This window comes from Neobacillus sp. BP17 (assembly GCF_059579525.1).
The window spans coordinates 1,477,562-1,492,511 of sequence record NZ_CM184198.1 but is presented as its reverse complement, the minus strand read 5'-3'; the positions used below and the strand labels follow the sequence as shown (position 1 = coordinate 1,492,511).

The 14,950-nt window shown below is 36.9% G+C and carries 16 protein-coding genes; 8 read left to right on the top strand and 8 right to left on the bottom strand.

Annotated elements, in window-relative coordinates; all coding sequences use genetic code 11:
- Positions 1-217: 217 nt before the first annotated feature.
- Entirely contained in the window at positions 218-913 is a 696-nt protein-coding gene (gene ric / locus AC4QJR_RS07130) for an iron-sulfur cluster repair di-iron protein (protein WP_375376082.1), read from the top strand.
- 66 nt (positions 914-979) lie between these two features.
- On the opposite strand, the gene moaA is transcribed toward ric, so the two are convergent.
- A complete protein-coding gene (gene moaA, locus AC4QJR_RS07125) occupies positions 980-1,996 on the bottom strand; it encodes a GTP 3',8-cyclase MoaA (protein ID WP_496525759.1) in 1,017 nt (338 codons plus the stop codon).
- A gap of 283 nt (positions 1,997-2,279) precedes the next feature.
- Here moaA and AC4QJR_RS07120 point away from each other — a divergent pair, with 283 nt between their 5' ends.
- Positions 2,280-2,978 (top strand): Crp/Fnr family transcriptional regulator, encoded by a 699-nt coding sequence (locus tag AC4QJR_RS07120; RefSeq protein ID WP_098572430.1) that lies wholly within the window; start codon positions 2,280-2,282, stop codon positions 2,976-2,978.
- Positions 2,979-3,061: 83 nt separating this feature from the next.
- Here AC4QJR_RS07120 and AC4QJR_RS07115 read toward each other — a convergent pair whose 3' ends face one another.
- Both AC4QJR_RS07115 and AC4QJR_RS07110 read right to left on the bottom strand, forming a co-directional pair.
- The gene (locus AC4QJR_RS07115; RefSeq protein ID WP_496525758.1) at positions 3,062-4,192 is read right to left on the bottom strand and encodes a TIGR04053 family radical SAM/SPASM domain-containing protein; all 1,131 of its coding nucleotides are present in this window, start codon (positions 4,190-4,192) and stop codon (positions 3,062-3,064) included.
- Between the two features lie 161 nt (positions 4,193-4,353).
- On the bottom strand, positions 4,354-4,662 hold the full coding sequence (locus AC4QJR_RS07110) for a metal-sulfur cluster assembly factor (RefSeq protein WP_098572428.1): 309 nt from the start codon (positions 4,660-4,662) through the stop codon (positions 4,354-4,356).
- A 282-nt stretch (positions 4,663-4,944) separates the two neighbouring features.
- Here AC4QJR_RS07110 and AC4QJR_RS07105 point away from each other — a divergent pair, with 282 nt between their 5' ends.
- The 3 genes from AC4QJR_RS07105 (at position 4,945) to AC4QJR_RS07095 (ending at position 6,209) form a co-directional block, all read left to right on the top strand.
- A complete protein-coding gene (locus AC4QJR_RS07105; protein ID WP_496525757.1) occupies positions 4,945-5,757 on the top strand; it encodes a Cof-type HAD-IIB family hydrolase in 813 nt (270 codons plus the stop codon).
- A gap of 111 nt (positions 5,758-5,868) precedes the next feature.
- Positions 5,869-6,021 carry a hypothetical protein gene (locus tag AC4QJR_RS07100; protein ID WP_180230019.1) on the top strand — a complete coding sequence of 51 codons (153 nt, stop codon included), beginning with the start codon at positions 5,869-5,871 and terminating at the stop codon, positions 6,019-6,021.
- 2 nt (positions 6,022-6,023) lie between these two features.
- Positions 6,024-6,209 (top strand): DUF3813 domain-containing protein, encoded by a 186-nt coding sequence (locus AC4QJR_RS07095; protein ID WP_098572427.1) that lies wholly within the window; start codon positions 6,024-6,026, stop codon positions 6,207-6,209.
- A gap of 50 nt (positions 6,210-6,259) precedes the next feature.
- Here the strand turns inward: AC4QJR_RS07095 and AC4QJR_RS07090 are convergent, their stop codons facing one another.
- Positions 6,260-7,102 (bottom strand): YitT family protein, encoded by an 843-nt coding sequence (locus tag AC4QJR_RS07090; RefSeq protein WP_098572426.1) that lies wholly within the window; start codon positions 7,100-7,102, stop codon positions 6,260-6,262.
- A gap of 124 nt (positions 7,103-7,226) precedes the next feature.
- Between AC4QJR_RS07090 and AC4QJR_RS07085 the strand changes: the two genes are divergently transcribed.
- A complete protein-coding gene (locus AC4QJR_RS07085; RefSeq protein ID WP_496525756.1) occupies positions 7,227-8,093 on the top strand; it encodes a DegV family protein in 867 nt (288 codons plus the stop codon).
- A 46-nt stretch (positions 8,094-8,139) separates the two neighbouring features.
- Here AC4QJR_RS07085 and AC4QJR_RS07080 read toward each other — a convergent pair whose 3' ends face one another.
- Positions 8,140-8,271 (bottom strand): DUF3941 domain-containing protein, encoded by a 132-nt coding sequence (locus AC4QJR_RS07080; protein ID WP_081825501.1) that lies wholly within the window; start codon positions 8,269-8,271, stop codon positions 8,140-8,142.
- A gap of 66 nt (positions 8,272-8,337) precedes the next feature.
- Complete coding sequence (locus AC4QJR_RS07075) at positions 8,338-9,201, bottom strand: CvfB family protein (protein WP_496525755.1); 864 nt, start codon at positions 9,199-9,201, stop codon at positions 8,338-8,340.
- Positions 9,202-9,389: 188 nt separating this feature from the next.
- Between AC4QJR_RS07075 and AC4QJR_RS07070 the strand changes: the two genes are divergently transcribed.
- Both AC4QJR_RS07070 and AC4QJR_RS07065 read left to right on the top strand, forming a co-directional pair.
- Positions 9,390-9,887, top strand: coding sequence for a YajQ family cyclic di-GMP-binding protein (locus tag AC4QJR_RS07070; RefSeq protein ID WP_251456499.1), 498 nt, complete (start codon positions 9,390-9,392; stop codon positions 9,885-9,887).
- Positions 9,888-10,208: 321 nt separating this feature from the next.
- Positions 10,209-11,081, top strand: a complete 873-nt coding sequence (locus AC4QJR_RS07065) for an SDR family oxidoreductase (RefSeq protein ID WP_496525754.1) — start codon at positions 10,209-10,211, stop codon at positions 11,079-11,081.
- A gap of 217 nt (positions 11,082-11,298) precedes the next feature.
- On the opposite strand, the gene AC4QJR_RS07060 is transcribed toward AC4QJR_RS07065, so the two are convergent.
- Together AC4QJR_RS07060 and asnB are read right to left on the bottom strand one after the other, a co-directional pair.
- Positions 11,299-12,810: an alpha-amylase family glycosyl hydrolase gene (locus AC4QJR_RS07060; protein WP_098572421.1), complete on the bottom strand. Its 1,512-nt coding sequence runs from the start codon at positions 12,808-12,810 to the stop codon at positions 11,299-11,301.
- A 113-nt stretch (positions 12,811-12,923) separates the two neighbouring features.
- Entirely contained in the window at positions 12,924-14,771 is a 1,848-nt protein-coding gene (gene asnB / locus AC4QJR_RS07055; protein ID WP_496525753.1) for an asparagine synthase (glutamine-hydrolyzing), read from the bottom strand.
- Between the last annotated feature and the right edge of the window lie 179 nt (positions 14,772-14,950).

The following is a 14,950-nucleotide window of genomic DNA, read 5'->3' as shown; positions in this document are numbered from 1 at the left end:
CATATTTATTTTTGATATGTATCATTATCATTGAATAATCTTCATTATAAGCTTATTAGAAACTTAGAAACATATCAAATGTCACAATTCAAAGGAATTCAGACATAAAAATGTAAATCATATCGAATGTGTGATTTAGGTCACCTAATTTTTTGCTTTTTTACATTATGATTAACGTAGATTTACTCAACAGGATTTTTTTAAGGAGGAATATACGATGAGTTTCACTATTACTGCAAATTCATTAGTTAAAGATATTGTAAATGAATTACCAAAAACAAGTGACGTGTTTAAAAAGAACAGGATTGATTTTTGCTGTGGAGGGAACATTCCACTAGCAACTGCTGTTTCTCAAAATAATCTTAATCTCGATACTTTATTAGAGGAATTAAAAGAAGTATTTGAAACATATGAAAATGCCGAAAAAGACGTTGAAGTTTGGACTAACTCTGATTCAACTACAATTATTAATCATGTCATCTCCAATTACCATCGTGTATCAGAAGAGGAACTAACGATGCTTAGTCCGTATGTAACAAAAGTATCACGTGTACACGGTGATAACCACCCCGAATTATTACAGGTGAATGAACTCTTTTATGAATTTAAAAAAGAATTGATGGAACATATGGCAAAAGAGGAAGCTGTTGTATTTCCTTTAATTAAGCAGCTAGCCGATGGAACGGTTGAGAACCGAGAAGAAGCTATTCAAATGATTGTTGAATTAGAAAAAGAACATGACCATGCCGGAGAAATTTTAAGGAAAATTCGTGCTGTTACATCTGACTTTACTCTTCCTTTGGATGCTTGTGGTACGTATCGTCTTGTTTATGCCCGTTTAGAAGCATTAGAAGGATTAACTTTTATGCATGTACATCTTGAAAACAACATTCTATTTCCTAGATATATTTAATGATAAAAACAGCCTGTATCCCAGGCTGTTTTTCATTTGAAAAAACTCTCTTCTGATGAAGAGAGTTTAACCGCCAATATAAGACATTTCTATTTTTTTACGATTTTTGTACGTTTCGGCAGTTCTTTCGTCTGAATATCGATCATCTCGAGCATTCCAAATCGCAGTTACTCGTTCCCGGATTTCTGCATCAGTGGCACCATTTCTCATAAAGTTACGAATATCATGCCCATTCCCATTAAACAAACATGTAAAAATCTGACCATTCGCTGATAAACGAGATCGTGTACAACTTGTGCAAAAAGATTCAGACACAGAAGTAATGAATCCCACATTCACATCTTTATCTTTATAACGATATAGTTTCGCCACTTCCCCATAATAGGCAGGGTCTACTGGCTCGAGCTCAAATCGTTCTTTTAATAGATAATAAATCTGTTTCTTAGTAATGACATCATCCATTTTCCAGCCATTTGTAGAGCCAACATCCATATATTCGATATAACGCAACTCCAGTCCATTCTCTTTGCAATATTCTGCCATAGGAATGATTTCAGTATCATTCAAGCCTTTCTTTACAACCATATTAATTTTGACCCCAAGCCCAGCTTGTTTGGCAGCTTCAATGCCCTCCAATACAGGTCCAGTGGCTACCCCGCGCCCGTTAATTTCCCCAAACAATTCATCATTTAAAGTATCAAGGCTGACATTAACGCGTTTAAGACCGGCATTCTTTAACTCTTTTGCCAATTTTGGCAAGAGTACACCGTTTGTCGTTAATCCGATATCATGTAAATCCTCAATTGCGGATAATTTCTTAACAAGAATAGGTAAATCTTTCCGAAGAAGAGGCTCCCCTCCTGTTAAACGAATTTTTTCCACTCCCAAACTTACAAATATTTTCGCAAGGCGTTCAATCTCTTCATATGACAGCAAAGCGCTTTTTGGAAGAAATTCAAAATCAGGCCCGAATTGGTCTGCTGGCATACAGTACTGGCAGCGGAAATTGCATCGATCGATTACAGAAATCCTTAAGTCATGCAAGGGTCTATTTAATTTATCTTTAATAATGGTTTTTTCCATTAATCTCAACTCCATTATTTTTAAGGAACCTGTTTTTAGTGTATCAGTCATTCGTAGAAAAGACTGTTACATTATTCACTATGACAATACTTATAATTGTATAAGTCTTATCTTAGCAGAAGTTTGCCTATCTAGAAATACTTTAGGTCCTTATAAGTTTTCACTATATTGTCATTGTTTACTTCTATTTTATGCCTTCTAATAGGATAAAATATTATTAACAAACAAATCATGAAGATTTCAAAATAGATGGTTATTAAAATGATGCGTAGAGGTGAAACCGATGACAATACCAATGAAACCAACTCATTCCATTGAAATAAAAGAATTACTTAGATTTGCAGATCGGAAATTTAAAAGTGAAAGAGGAAGCTTTTTATTTCAAGAAGGAATGGTTGCTGAAGAACTTTATATTATCATTTCTGGAAAAGTTCAAATTAGTAAAATCACATCAGATGGTCGTGAACTTTCGTTAAGAATTTGTGGAGAAAATGATATTTGCGGAGAATTAACCCTATTTACGGATAATCCTAGGTATTTATTGAGTGCAATGGTTCTTGAAGAAGGAGAAGTTGCTGCAATAAAAAAAGATGTCATTGAAAGCGAAATTTTTCAAAATAGTAAACTTGCCTTTGAATTCATGAAATGGATGAGTGATCATTTCCGTAAAACGCAAACAAAGTTTCGCGATCTTGTCCTAAATGGGAAACGAGGGGCACTATTTTCAACTCTTATCCGAATGACAAATAGTTATGGTATTCAAAAAGATAACGGAATTCTAATTGATCTTCCGCTTACAAACCAAGAACTGGCTAATTTCTGCGGTACATCCCGTGAAAGTACAAACCGGATTCTAAGTGAACTAAAAAAGGATAAAATCATTTCTGTTAAAAAAGGAAAAATATCCATTTTGGATTTACAATACTTAAAAAATGAAATCGATTGTGAAAATTGTTCGGCAGTCTATTGCAATATTGAATAGTATGGCATGCCGTCTTTTTTTATTTTCCATAACATTACATACAAGGCTGTCTCATTATAATGGGCCAGCCTTGTCCTATTTATCTAATTATCCTGAACTTGCTTCTCTCTTAATGCTTTTGGAATATAAACGCAGAATGGCTCGCTTTCTAGATAATCTCCTGTCATCGCATAGGCCCTTGACCTTGACCCTCCGCACACATGACGGAATTCACAAACACCGCATTTTCCTTTAAAGAGGTCAGGGTTCCTTAGTGATTTAAATATTGGTGATTCACGGTAAATTTCTGCCAAGGGGGTTTCACGAATATTCCCCGCTTTCACTGGTAATAGTCCACTTGGATATACATCTCCAATATGGGAGATAAAAACAAAACCGTTACCATCATTAACACCTTTTGGAGCCCGTCCCAATCCGTCAATGGAACCTGTTAATCCTTTTTCTGTTAAAGCACTTAAATACTCGATATCATCGGTTGTTTCTTTCGCTTCACGCATTTTCTGTTGAATCACAACCCGTCGGTAGTGCATTGCCTCTGTCGTTTTGATATCAAAAGAAACGCGCTTACTTAAATCGTATAACCATCTGAAAACTTTTTCATGTTGAACAGAAGAAATCATATCCGATTCTTGACCTCTTCCTGTTGGAACTAGGAAAAAGACACTCCAAAGCACACAGCCTAATTCCTCTACCATTTTTGCCATTTCATCAAGATAGTCAATATTGTAACGGGAAATTACCGTATTAATTTGAATAGGTAATCCTACTTCATGCAAATATTTTATTTTTTCCATGGTAAGGTCGAAGGAACCTGCCGTTCCCCTAAAATGATCATGAATCTCGGCTTTAGGACCATCGATACTAAATGCCCAACGTGCTAGACCGACTTCTTTCGCCTTTTCAATAGCTTCTTTGGTTACATTCGGTGTCGCACTTGGCGTCATTGATACCCGTACACCTTTTTCAACTGCATATTTTGCAATTTCAAAAACATCTTCTCTCATCAACGGGTCCCCGCCTGTAAAAACAAGCATTGGATTGTTCATTTCATATATTTGATCAATTAAATTTTTTCCTTCTTCTAACGATAATTCACGTGGATCTCTTCTATACTGGGCATCCGCACGGCAGTGCAGGCACTTTAATTGGCAAGCTCTAGTGAGTTCCCAAATAACGATAAATGGGTCTTTATTAAAATCTCGGCTAAAATTCATATTGAATATGCCTCCTAATACTGGCTTTTAATCAGATAGCCTTATTAAAATGTATTATAAAGGTGGTTATGTTCGAAAAAAGTGAACTTTCTCACATTCCAAGCAAATAAATATGTCTAAAAAATGAAGAATAAAAAAACAGCAGAAAATTCTGCTGTTTTCTAGCGAATACCTAAGGCAATTTTCGCATAACGTGACATCATATCTTTATTCCAAGGAGGATTGAAAACAATATTTACTTCAACCTCTTTTATTTCTGGGATATCAGCCAATGCTCGTTTAACTTGGTCCACAATCGTACCCGCAAGCGGGCAGCCCATTGATGTTAATGTCATCGTAATGGTTACGTTCCCTTCTTCATCCATTTCCGTATCATATACTAACCCTAAGTTTACGATATCTACTCCTAGTTCAGGGTCAATAACTAACTCTAACGCACCCAATATATTCTCTTTTAGTTCTTCATTCATTTTTCTTTCACTCCTCAAATGTCTTTGACCTAAAATTATTATAGCAAATATCTTTGATATCATTAAAATTGAGACTTCATAAAAAAAAGTATATAGTTTTTTTATACCTTTTGGTGTGAATTTTTTTACAGTTTCGTTATAAACTTGTTAACATAGTGAATATAGAAATAATAAGGGTCCTTGGAGTATGAAAATTCTTTATTAGCAGTGTATCATGAATATAAAATTTTTCCTAAAGCACCATTTATATTAGCGATGAAATTAATATTAGAAGGAGTTCTTATGGCAAATAGACACTTAATTGCATTAGATTTAGATGGAACTTTATTGAAAGATGATAAGACGATATCTTTAAAAACAAAAGAAATTATTAAAAAGGCAAGAGAATTAGGTCATATCGTCATGATTGCAACGGGGCGGCCTTTTCGTTCCTGCGAGATGTACTATCGTGAATTGAATTTAGACACACCGATTGTTAATTTTAATGGTGCGTTTATGCATTACCCCGGAAAGCCAAACTGGGGCTATCACCAACCACTAGATATCAAGGTTGCACATGAAATTGTTGAAGCGTGTAGGAGCTTTCATTTTCATAATATTATCGCTGAAGTAATTGATGATGTGTATTTCCACTATCATGATGAAAAGCTTTTAGACATTTTTAATTTTGGAAATCCTAACATTACTACCGGAGATTTAGCAGATTATTTAAAGGAATCACCAACAAGTTTGTTAATTCATACAGATGAAGATCAGTTAAAAACCATTCGCGATCATTTATCTGCAGTCCATGCGGAAGTGATTGATCACCGTAGTTGGGCAGCACCTTGGCATGTGGTTGAGATTATTAAAGTTGGCTTAAACAAGGCTGTCGGGCTAAAAAAAGCGTCTGATTACTTTAGCATTCCTGCTGAGCGGGTTATTGCGTTTGGCGACGAAGACAACGACTTAGAAATGCTTGAATATGCCGGTCACGGAATTGCGATGGGAAATGCCATTGATAAGGTAAAAAACATTGCCAATCATGTTACCTTAAGCAATGAAGAAGATGGAGTGGGTAAATATTTGGCAGATTTGTTAAATATAAAATTTTAACCCCCTTCGCCATTGTTTACCTAAATGAACAGCCCCATTTTGGTACATACTATTTTTTGAGGCAGCGATGCTGTTTCAAAAAGAAGCCTTGAGCATATTGGAGGGATTCGAATGGGTAAACGAAACAAATCAAAACGCTTTGTCCAGCAAGGAGCGGATACGGTCAGTAAACATGCGGAACGTATTCCCTATCACATGACCTATGCTGAAGCGGAAGCTCAGAAGATGGCCAATGTGCAAGAATCCTCGCTTGGAGGAATATAATCATGGGAAACCAATTGTTCCAAGAAGCACGAAGATTTGTTGAAATGGCAAACTCAGCCAACCCTGCTGAACTTGATTCTGCTGTGGCGAAAGCGAAAAATGCATTAAGTTCTGCTTATGCAAATTCCACTGTAGCAGAGCAGGCACAGCTCCAACAAATGCAACAAGAGCTTGATCAATTGTCTTAACAAGAAAAGCGGAAAGAGGAAGCGCTAATAAGGCGCTTCCTCTTTTCTTGTTACTCTTTTCTAAAGAAACCATAGATATTAGTAGTTTGAATAATATTTGTAAATGCGTTGGGGTCGACTTCCTTAAGGATTCTTTCCAAATCAAACAGTTCGTATCGTGTAATGACAATCATTAACATTTCTCTCGCTTCGTTTGAAAATGCCCCTTTGGCAGGAAGGATTGTAATTCCTCTTACAAGTTTTTCTTGTATGGCTTTTTTCATTACATCCGCCTTTTTTGTAATAATCATTGCCGTAAGTTTTGCATGCCTAGTATGGATAGCGTCAATCACTCTTGTCGAAGTATATAATGTTACAAGCGTATAAAGAGCTTTTTCCCAGCCATACAAAAATCCTGCTGTTAAAATAATCACTCCATTTATGACCAACATATAGGGTCCAATCGGCTTGTCTTTCATTCTCGATAAAACCATAGCAATGATGTCTACACCGCCTGTTGATGCTCCCCATTTCAACGTAATTCCAACACCAACGGCTTGGATGACTCCACCAAAAACTGCATTTAGAAGGATATCATTTGAAACCTGTTTAATTGGGATAAGTATCAAAAATAATGAAGACAGTGCAACGCTAATAAAGCTGTAGACTGTAAAAGATTTTCCTACCTTTTTCCATCCTAAAATAGCCACAGGAATATTCAGCAATAATAATAAAAATCCTAGAGACACATTTATTGGTGTATAGTCACTTAACACTTTTGAAAGTAATTGGGCTATTCCTGTAAATCCACTTGAGTAAATATTTGCAGGTACCAAAAATAAATTCATCGCTAAGGCGCCCAACAAGGAACCCGCTGCTACCACTCCAAGCTTCTTTATCTGAAGCCAAATCATATCTATTACCCCTTTACCTGAGAGAATATGAATCCATTGAAATGTTTTCTGTGATAGATAATTGTATTTTTATTGTTAAACCGATAAACTGAAACTATAAATTGTTTGAAAGCAGGTGAGCTATATGCAGGTACGAATACTAGCTGATAGCGCATGCGATTTACCAAAAAGTTTTTATGAAGAGCACCAAGTGACATTATTTCCTTTAAAAGTAGAGATTAATGGCAATGAGTATGAAGATGTAAAATCAATTGATCCGAACACTGTATATGAAACAATTCGCAGTGGAATTGTTCCAAAAACATCTCAAGTCTCTCCACTTCTGTTCGAGGAAGTATTTACCGAAATGGCAGAAAAAGTTGAAGACGGGATATACATAGCCTTTTCTTCAAAATTATCTGGTACATATTCAACTGCTGTTATGATTCTTGACCAAGTGAAGGAAAAATATCCAAATTTTAATTTAACAATTGTCGATACCAAATGTGCTTCGCTTGGAATTGGTCTTGTGGTTCGAGAAGCAGCCGTTCTTGCTGCTAAAAATATTGAAAAAGAAAAAATCTTAGAAGATGTGCAATTTAGATGCACTCATATGGAACATCTTTTTACAGTGGAAGATCTTGATTATTTAGCAAAAGGAGGGCGTGTATCCAAAGCCTCTGCATTTCTAGGAGGATTATTGAATATTAAGCCTATCCTCAATGTAGAGGACGGCAGACTCGTCCCAATTGAAAAAATACGCGGGAAGAAAAAAGTGATGCGACGGATCATTGAAATCATGAAGGACCGCGGCTCAGCAATGAATAATCAAGTCATTGGAATTAGCCACGCGGATTGTGAAGAATACGCTATAGAAATGAAAGTGATGATTGAAGAAGAATTCCATCCGATCGAAGTTTTTATATCATCAATCGGTTCGGCTATTGGGTCCCATACAGGTGCTGGTACCATCTCCATTTTCTTCTTAAATGAACTGCCTTCAGCAAAATGAAAAATAAGTGGGGTGTTTATACCCCACTCATTTTTCATTCCTCTATTTATTTATGATCTGTCTTCTTGGAATATTGATTTTTTCCAGCTTGACGGTTTTTTTCACGCATCATATTCTTTTCATGGCGAAGGGCATTGTTGTCTTTCGCTTTTTTGTCGTTGTCTGAAGTGTGCGGCATAACCTTACCCCTTTCAAATAGTTTCACACTTAGTTTCTGTCAATTTGAAAAGAGTATGTAAAAACATTAATCTTTCTTCACATATGTCCAGCTGCCCTCTTGGTATACCCTGCCCTCTTTCATAAGTTTTCCAAGCGCTCGTTTAAAGGCACCCTTACTTAAGTTAAATCGATCTTTGATATCTTCAGGCATGCTTTTATCGTTATATGGCATAGCACCATTTCTGCTCATCAAATACTCATAAATTTGTTCCGCATCAACATCTTGCGTTTCCTCTTTTCTTGCCAGCAAGGAAACATTGATCGTACCATCTTCTTTTACATCAATAATCCGCCCTTCAACTTTTTCTCCAATCCGCGGCTCTTGCTGTCTTTGCGACTCATGTATGAATCCTTTAAAACCTTCGATGGTGTAAATCCAACTTCCGACTTTGGCCGTTCTATAAATATGTCCTTGCACATTTTTATTAAAATTTGCTCTTGTCGCTTTTACAGAAATAGATTCAATCACTGGGTCCGTGGCTAGCTTTGCGTAAAGGAGATAATTGCTGCTTAGCTTTAAGGTAATATAAACTAAATCTCCAGGTTTGGGCCAAACGGATTTATGTACAGGCAAATCATCAATACCTAACAAGATATCCTTTGGAAGTCCAATATTTAAAAAGACACCAATCCTTGGATTTGAGTCGGTTACCTTCACCCAAGCATAATGTCCAATCGCTATATCAGGAATATTGGTTGAAGCAGAGATTCGACCTTCTGAATCAACATATAGAAAAACCTCAACTTGATCATTTTCTTCAAATTCTTGATGGGCTTGATTAAAATGAAGTAATACATCCTCATTTCCATCTGTTAAAAAATACCCAAACGAAGCTTTCCTAGCTACAGTTAATGTGGTTGTTTGACCAATTAATTCATTTAAAGACATATATATATCCTCTTTTCTTTTCATGGAGAATTAGTTTATCTCATTCGGAGCGCCTATTTATCCGTTTGAACGTGCGCTTCCTTTTTAAATAGTTGTTTGAACTGCTATATTTTACTATAATGTACCCATAAAGGGAAACTTTAGCAGGCATGAGCTTAATATAATGTTTATAAAATGGAGGTTTTGTTATGTCCAAAGATAGTTCATTTGATATTGTATCTCAAGTTGACTTATCGGAAGTGTCAAATGCGATTGCCCAAACAATGAAGGAAATTGGTACACGCTATGATTTTAAAGGCAGCAAAAGTGAAGTCTCACTGGATAAAGATAAAGAGGAACTGGTCCTTGTTTCCGATGATGAATATAAAATGGACCAACTAAAGGATGTTTTATTTAGCAAATTAATTAAACGTGGAGTTCCAGTAAGGAATCTTGACTACGGAAAAGTCGAAGGAGCATCAGGCGGAACCGTTCGTCAACGAGCTAAACTAGTTCAAGGAATTGACAAAGAAAATGCTAAAAAAATTAATACCATCATTAAAAATAGCGGCGTCAAGGTGAAGAGTCAGGTTCAGGACGACCAAGTACGTGTTAGCGGTAAAAACCGGGATGATTTACAAAAGATCATCTCCCTTGTTCGCGAGGCTGACTTAACAGTGGATGTCCAGTTTATTAACTATCGATGAAGAACAAAAGGCGCAAGCGCCCGTTTAGCGGCGTATGGACTGGAGCTCTCCAACCAAGATAAAGGAAACACGAAGAGCGATAGCGATTCGATGTTGACTTATCGTAGGGCGGAGAGCGAAGTACACTAGCCGCTGGGCGCTGGAGCTAGATTCAGCGAACTATTTCTATTTATCAACAATTAAATATTTTATTATTTACTATACAGTAAAAACGGCGGAAGGATGAATAAATCCTTTCGCTTTTTTTATCATTATTATTTTTCATAATTTGACCCATTTATCTAAAACTAATAAGGAGTAAACACTTGGAGGTTTTAGGTAATGAGCAATAATAAAAATCAACAAAAGAAGACCTTTCCAGCACAACATCAAAATCATCAGCCTGGCATAGAAAGTGAAATGAATCCACTGCCCATCTCGGTCGACCCCAATTATCAACCAAGTGGAAAATTAACTGGTAAAACTGCGATTATTACTGGTGGTGACAGTGGGATTGGCAAATCAGTTGCGATTTATTTTGCCAAAGAAGGGGCAGACGTAGCGATTATTTATTTGGAGGAGCATCAAGATGCAGAAGAAACCAAGCAATTAATTGAAGCGGAAGGACGAAGATGCCAGCTTTATTCCGGCGACATAGGCAGTGAAGATTTTTGTAAGGATACCGTGAATAAGATTCATTCTGAATTTGGCAGGCTAGATATACTTGTTAATAACGCAGCGGAACAACATCCGCAAAAAAGTTTATTATCAATCACTTCACAACAATTGGAAAAGACGTTCCGAACAAATATTTTCTCCTTTTTCTATATGACCAAAATGGCTCTCCCTTTTTTTAAAAAAGGGGCATCGATTATTAACACTGCTTCCATTACGGCCTACAAGGGGCATGAACAATTAGTGGACTATTCTTCAACCAAAGGAGCAGTAGTTTCCTTTACCCGCTCTTTAGCACTGTCCCTTGCACCTCAAGGAATTCGGGTAAACGGTGTGGCTCCAGGTCCAATATGGACACCACTGATTCCTTCGACTTTTACAGCAGATCAAGTTGCTACCTTTGGTTCAAATACGGCAATGGGTAGAGCAGGACAACCTTATGAATTAGCAGCCAGTTATGTTTTTCTTGCCTCAGATGACTCATCCTATATGAGTGGGCAAATGATTCATGTAAATGGCGGGGAAATTATTAACGGATAAGAAAAGCGCAAGCGCCCTGTTCAGCGGCGTATGGCCTGGAGCTCTCCAACCGAGATAAAGGAAACACGAAGAGCCGAAGGCGCATTCGTGCTTGACTTATCGTAGGGCGGAGAGCGAAGGACATTAGCAGCTAGGGCGCTGGAGCTAGACAGTAATCTAAGTTCAAAAACCTATACTATGTTATCATAAAAAAATGTCGGGGAAAGCCCCCGACATTTTATCGCTTGTTTTTTCTTAATTTAAGAATAAATAACGTAAATAACAGGTAAACAACAACTAACCCTGCAATTAATGGAAAATTGATGCCGCTTTTTTCAGTTGCAACATACACTTCCGAATTATCCCGATCTAAAATAATCATATATTTATTATCATGACTATTAACTTTATCTCCTCCAAGTAAGCCCCTCAGTTCTTTTCCATCTTCAATTTGTTCATTTGTTAATGTTACGCTTTGAGACTTACTCGAATTATTGATCGCAATAATGGATGTTTCCCCTTTATACACTCGTTTATAAACAGCCATTCCCTTTTGATCATAGAGCATCTCCATGGTTCCTCTAGTTAAGGATGGAAGTTGATTCCTTAATTCGCCCACCTTGGTAATGTAATCAATCAATTCTTTTTCAGCCCTGAAGCTCATTTGCCCGCGGTTATCCGGAATACCTCCTCCATTTAAAGCAATTTCGGTCCCATAATTAATAATAGGAACTCCCGGGGTGGTATAAAGGTACAACAATGCTGTTTTCCAGCGTGAGCCTGGGAATTGTTTTTTTGCGACAATGTCGCTCGTAAATCTTGTGGTATATTCGTTATCCAAAAAATTTGGTCTTAAAAATGATTGCTGATTTTTATCTACATCCGAGTATAGTGAACTAAAGGATTGATCAGTACTTGCAAAAGTATTTCTTAATTTTTCACTATATTGATACGTAACAACACTGTCTATCCCAGCACCTGTATATGCTTGCATATCTATAGGATTATCTTTGGAAATGACCCCTAACAGGAAAAAGTCTTTCTTTACCTTCTTAACTTCAGTTGAAAAATCAGTCCAAAAGCTGAGTGGAACATAATTTACTTCCGGTAAGCTCATCCCATCAATATCTGTTTTATTGATCCACCATTTTGCTGTGTCTATTAAGTATTTCTTTACTTCTGGGCTGTCCTGATTAAGATCGGGCAATCCATCAATCCAGCCTTGCTCAAGTTCCTTCTGATTTTCATTTCCAGATGCGATATCTTGTTTTACATGAAACCAGTCTTTTTTGCTGGTATCACTTAGCCAAGGATGGTCAACTGCTACATTATTTGTAACAAAATCAAAGATCACTTTCATTTCTCGTTTATGAGCTTCTTTTACTAACGTTTGGAAAGTCTTCATAGTTCCAAAATGTTCGTCAACTTTGTAGAAATCCTTAACCCAAAAGCCATGGTATCCATTCTTACCATTGTCAAAAATGGGGGTTAATCGAATCGCAGTAAATCCCATGTCATGTATGTAATCTAACTTATCTATAATTCCCTGAATATCTCCGCCATTATATGTTAATGGATCTTTTGCATTTACATCAATGTCATTATTCCGATCTCCATTGTTGAAACGGTCAATCATAATGGAATAAACCGATTCATCCTGCCATAAGCGTTCTTTCTTTTCAACGGCCGCATGTGCAGAAAGCGATGAGTTTAGTAATAACAAGATTAAAATAAGTGTAATTTTTTTCATATAGTTATATCCTCCTCTAAAAAAGGGAAGAGGATATCCTCTTCCCTACACTATTTTAATCTAATCAAGTTTTTATTCCAAATTTAAATTCTTCCTTCTCTCAGAAAATCAACCTAATTCACTAGGTTAATATTATACTCCTTAAACCATGTGTGCAGTTGCACAAGGTACGCCAATAATTGAGGACCTGTCATCAACTGACCAAACCAAGGTTCTTGAAATGAATTTCCACCAGACTTCACGATATTTTCAAGTTGCTCTTTATTAAAAAATTCATGTAATGCGGAGGATTTATCCTGTAAAATATTCTCCACCTGTTTTTGGACAGCAATGGTGTAAGCAGGATTGTGGGTCTTCGGATAGGGGCTTTTTTTCCGATACAGTACTTCTTCCGGTAAAATACCTTCAAATGCTTTTCGGAGGATCCCCTTTTCTCTCCCGCGATACATTTTAATTTCCCACGGGATATTCCATACATATTCTACAAGTCGGTGATCAGCAAATGGAACCCTGACTTCTAGACTTGCACCCATGCTCATCCGGTCTTTCCGATCAAGCAATGTAGTCATAAAGCTTATCATATTAATATAAAATAGCTCTCTCCGTTTTGATTCCTCCAAGCTTTCACCATCTAATCTTGGCGTTTCGGCGATCGCCTGATCATACTTTTCCATAACATAATCATTCAATTTAAGTTTATCTCGCCAATGTGATTTCAACAAATTTTGTCGTTCCACTAATGACCGCATCCACGGAAACCCTGCTCGTTCAAGGTCTTGTTTTCGATGAAACCAAGGGTACCCGCCGAAAATCTCATCCGCACATTCCCCTGAAAGACTGACAACAAAATCCTGTTTGATTTCCTTACAAAACCAAAGTAACGAAGAATCAACATCTGCCATCCCAGGAAGGTCTCTTACATGGGTCGCTTCCACCAAGTCATTAACCAATTGCTCCTGAGTAATAATTTTGTTATGGTGAATGGTATTAAATTTATCCGTAATCATTTGAATATATTTTCCATCCGCATCTGGTTGAAATTCAGTTGAGGAAAAATATTTGTCATTTCCTTCATAATCAATGGAGTAGGTGTGGAGCTGCCCTTTGTTTTGGTCCTGAAAACCTTTCGCAGCAATCGCTGTAATGATGCTTGAATCTAAACCGCCAGACAAGAATGTACTTAATGGAACATCCGAAACTAGCTGCCTCGTTACAGCATCTGTTACTAAATAGCGGACCTTTTCTGCCGTCTCCTCCACGCTGTCCTTATGTTCTTCACTTTTTACATTCCAATAACGCCAAATTTTTAGACCATTCTTCGATAATGTTAGAGCATGTGCTGGTCTTAGCTCATTTATTCCCTTAAAGACTCCGGAACCTGGCGATCTAGATGGACCAATTCCAAAGATTTCAGCAAGACCTTCTTGATTGATTTCAGTTTTCACCTCTGGATGGGCTAAAATAGCCTTGATTTCAGAAGCAAATAAAAGACCCTTCTCATGTTCCTTGAAGAATAAAGGTTTTACCCCTAAACGATCGCGTCCAATAAAGAGCTGTTCCTTCTTGCTATCCCAGACAGCAAATGCATAAATTCCGTTCAAATAATTTACACATTCTTCCGCCCATTCTATATAGGCAGATAATAGAACTTCTGTATCAGAATGACCTTTAAATGAATATCCTTTAGTATGGAGAACTTTGCGGATATCTTCTGTATTATACAATTCCCCATTATAGCAAATGGTGTAATTATATCCGTCTTTTTGTTTGGACATTGGCTGTCTTCCCCCTTCAGGGTCAACAACAATCAGTCTTTTATGACCAAAAGCCACATTTGCATCAGACCAGATGTTTGTTTCATCAGGGCCTCTTTTTGCCAGAGTATTTGTCATTTTGGTCAGTGTTTCTACTTCGTTTTTGAGTGACCTATCAAAATTAATCCAGCCTGTAATGCCACACATTTCCTTTCACACTCCTCATTAACAGAACTACTGTACATGAATCATGTTTTATAGTATTCAGCCCATAAGAATTGGTTAATTGTCCAAAAAAAAAGCGGAAGCTGGGTAAGGAAGTCAGATTTTTAAGATAAAAAAATAATACTTTATTTTTCAGTTATAAAATTTCATGAAGATGTCTA

Excerpts from the sequence above, each read along its gene's own strand:
- ric (WP_375376082.1), top strand. The coding sequence starts at position 218 with ATGAGTTTCACTATTACTGCAAATTCATTAGTTAAAGATATTGTAAAT.
- moaA (WP_496525759.1), bottom strand. The coding sequence starts at position 1,996 with ATGGAAAAAACCATTATTAAAGATAAATTAAATAGACCCTTGCATGAC.
- AC4QJR_RS07120 (WP_098572430.1), top strand. The coding sequence starts at position 2,280 with ATGACAATACCAATGAAACCAACTCATTCCATTGAAATAAAAGAATTA.
- AC4QJR_RS07115 (WP_496525758.1), bottom strand. The coding sequence starts at position 4,192 with ATGAATTTTAGCCGAGATTTTAATAAAGACCCATTTATCGTTATTTGG.
- AC4QJR_RS07110 (WP_098572428.1), bottom strand. The coding sequence starts at position 4,662 with ATGAATGAAGAACTAAAAGAGAATATATTGGGTGCGTTAGAGTTAGTT.
- AC4QJR_RS07105 (WP_496525757.1), top strand. The coding sequence starts at position 4,945 with ATGGCAAATAGACACTTAATTGCATTAGATTTAGATGGAACTTTATTG.
- AC4QJR_RS07100 (WP_180230019.1), top strand. The coding sequence starts at position 5,869 with ATGGGTAAACGAAACAAATCAAAACGCTTTGTCCAGCAAGGAGCGGAT.
- AC4QJR_RS07095 (WP_098572427.1), top strand. The coding sequence starts at position 6,024 with ATGGGAAACCAATTGTTCCAAGAAGCACGAAGATTTGTTGAAATGGCA.
- AC4QJR_RS07090 (WP_098572426.1), bottom strand. The coding sequence starts at position 7,102 with ATGATTTGGCTTCAGATAAAGAAGCTTGGAGTGGTAGCAGCGGGTTCC.
- AC4QJR_RS07085 (WP_496525756.1), top strand. The coding sequence starts at position 7,227 with ATGCAGGTACGAATACTAGCTGATAGCGCATGCGATTTACCAAAAAGT.
- AC4QJR_RS07080 (WP_081825501.1), bottom strand. The coding sequence starts at position 8,271 with ATGCCGCACACTTCAGACAACGACAAAAAAGCGAAAGACAACAATGCC.
- AC4QJR_RS07075 (WP_496525755.1), bottom strand. The coding sequence starts at position 9,201 with ATGTCTTTAAATGAATTAATTGGTCAAACAACCACATTAACTGTAGCT.
- AC4QJR_RS07070 (WP_251456499.1), top strand. The coding sequence starts at position 9,390 with ATGTCCAAAGATAGTTCATTTGATATTGTATCTCAAGTTGACTTATCG.
- AC4QJR_RS07065 (WP_496525754.1), top strand. The coding sequence starts at position 10,209 with ATGAGCAATAATAAAAATCAACAAAAGAAGACCTTTCCAGCACAACAT.
- AC4QJR_RS07060 (WP_098572421.1), bottom strand. The coding sequence starts at position 12,810 with ATGAAAAAAATTACACTTATTTTAATCTTGTTATTACTAAACTCATCG.
- asnB (WP_496525753.1), bottom strand. The coding sequence starts at position 14,771 with ATGTGTGGCATTACAGGCTGGATTAATTTTGATAGGTCACTCAAAAAC.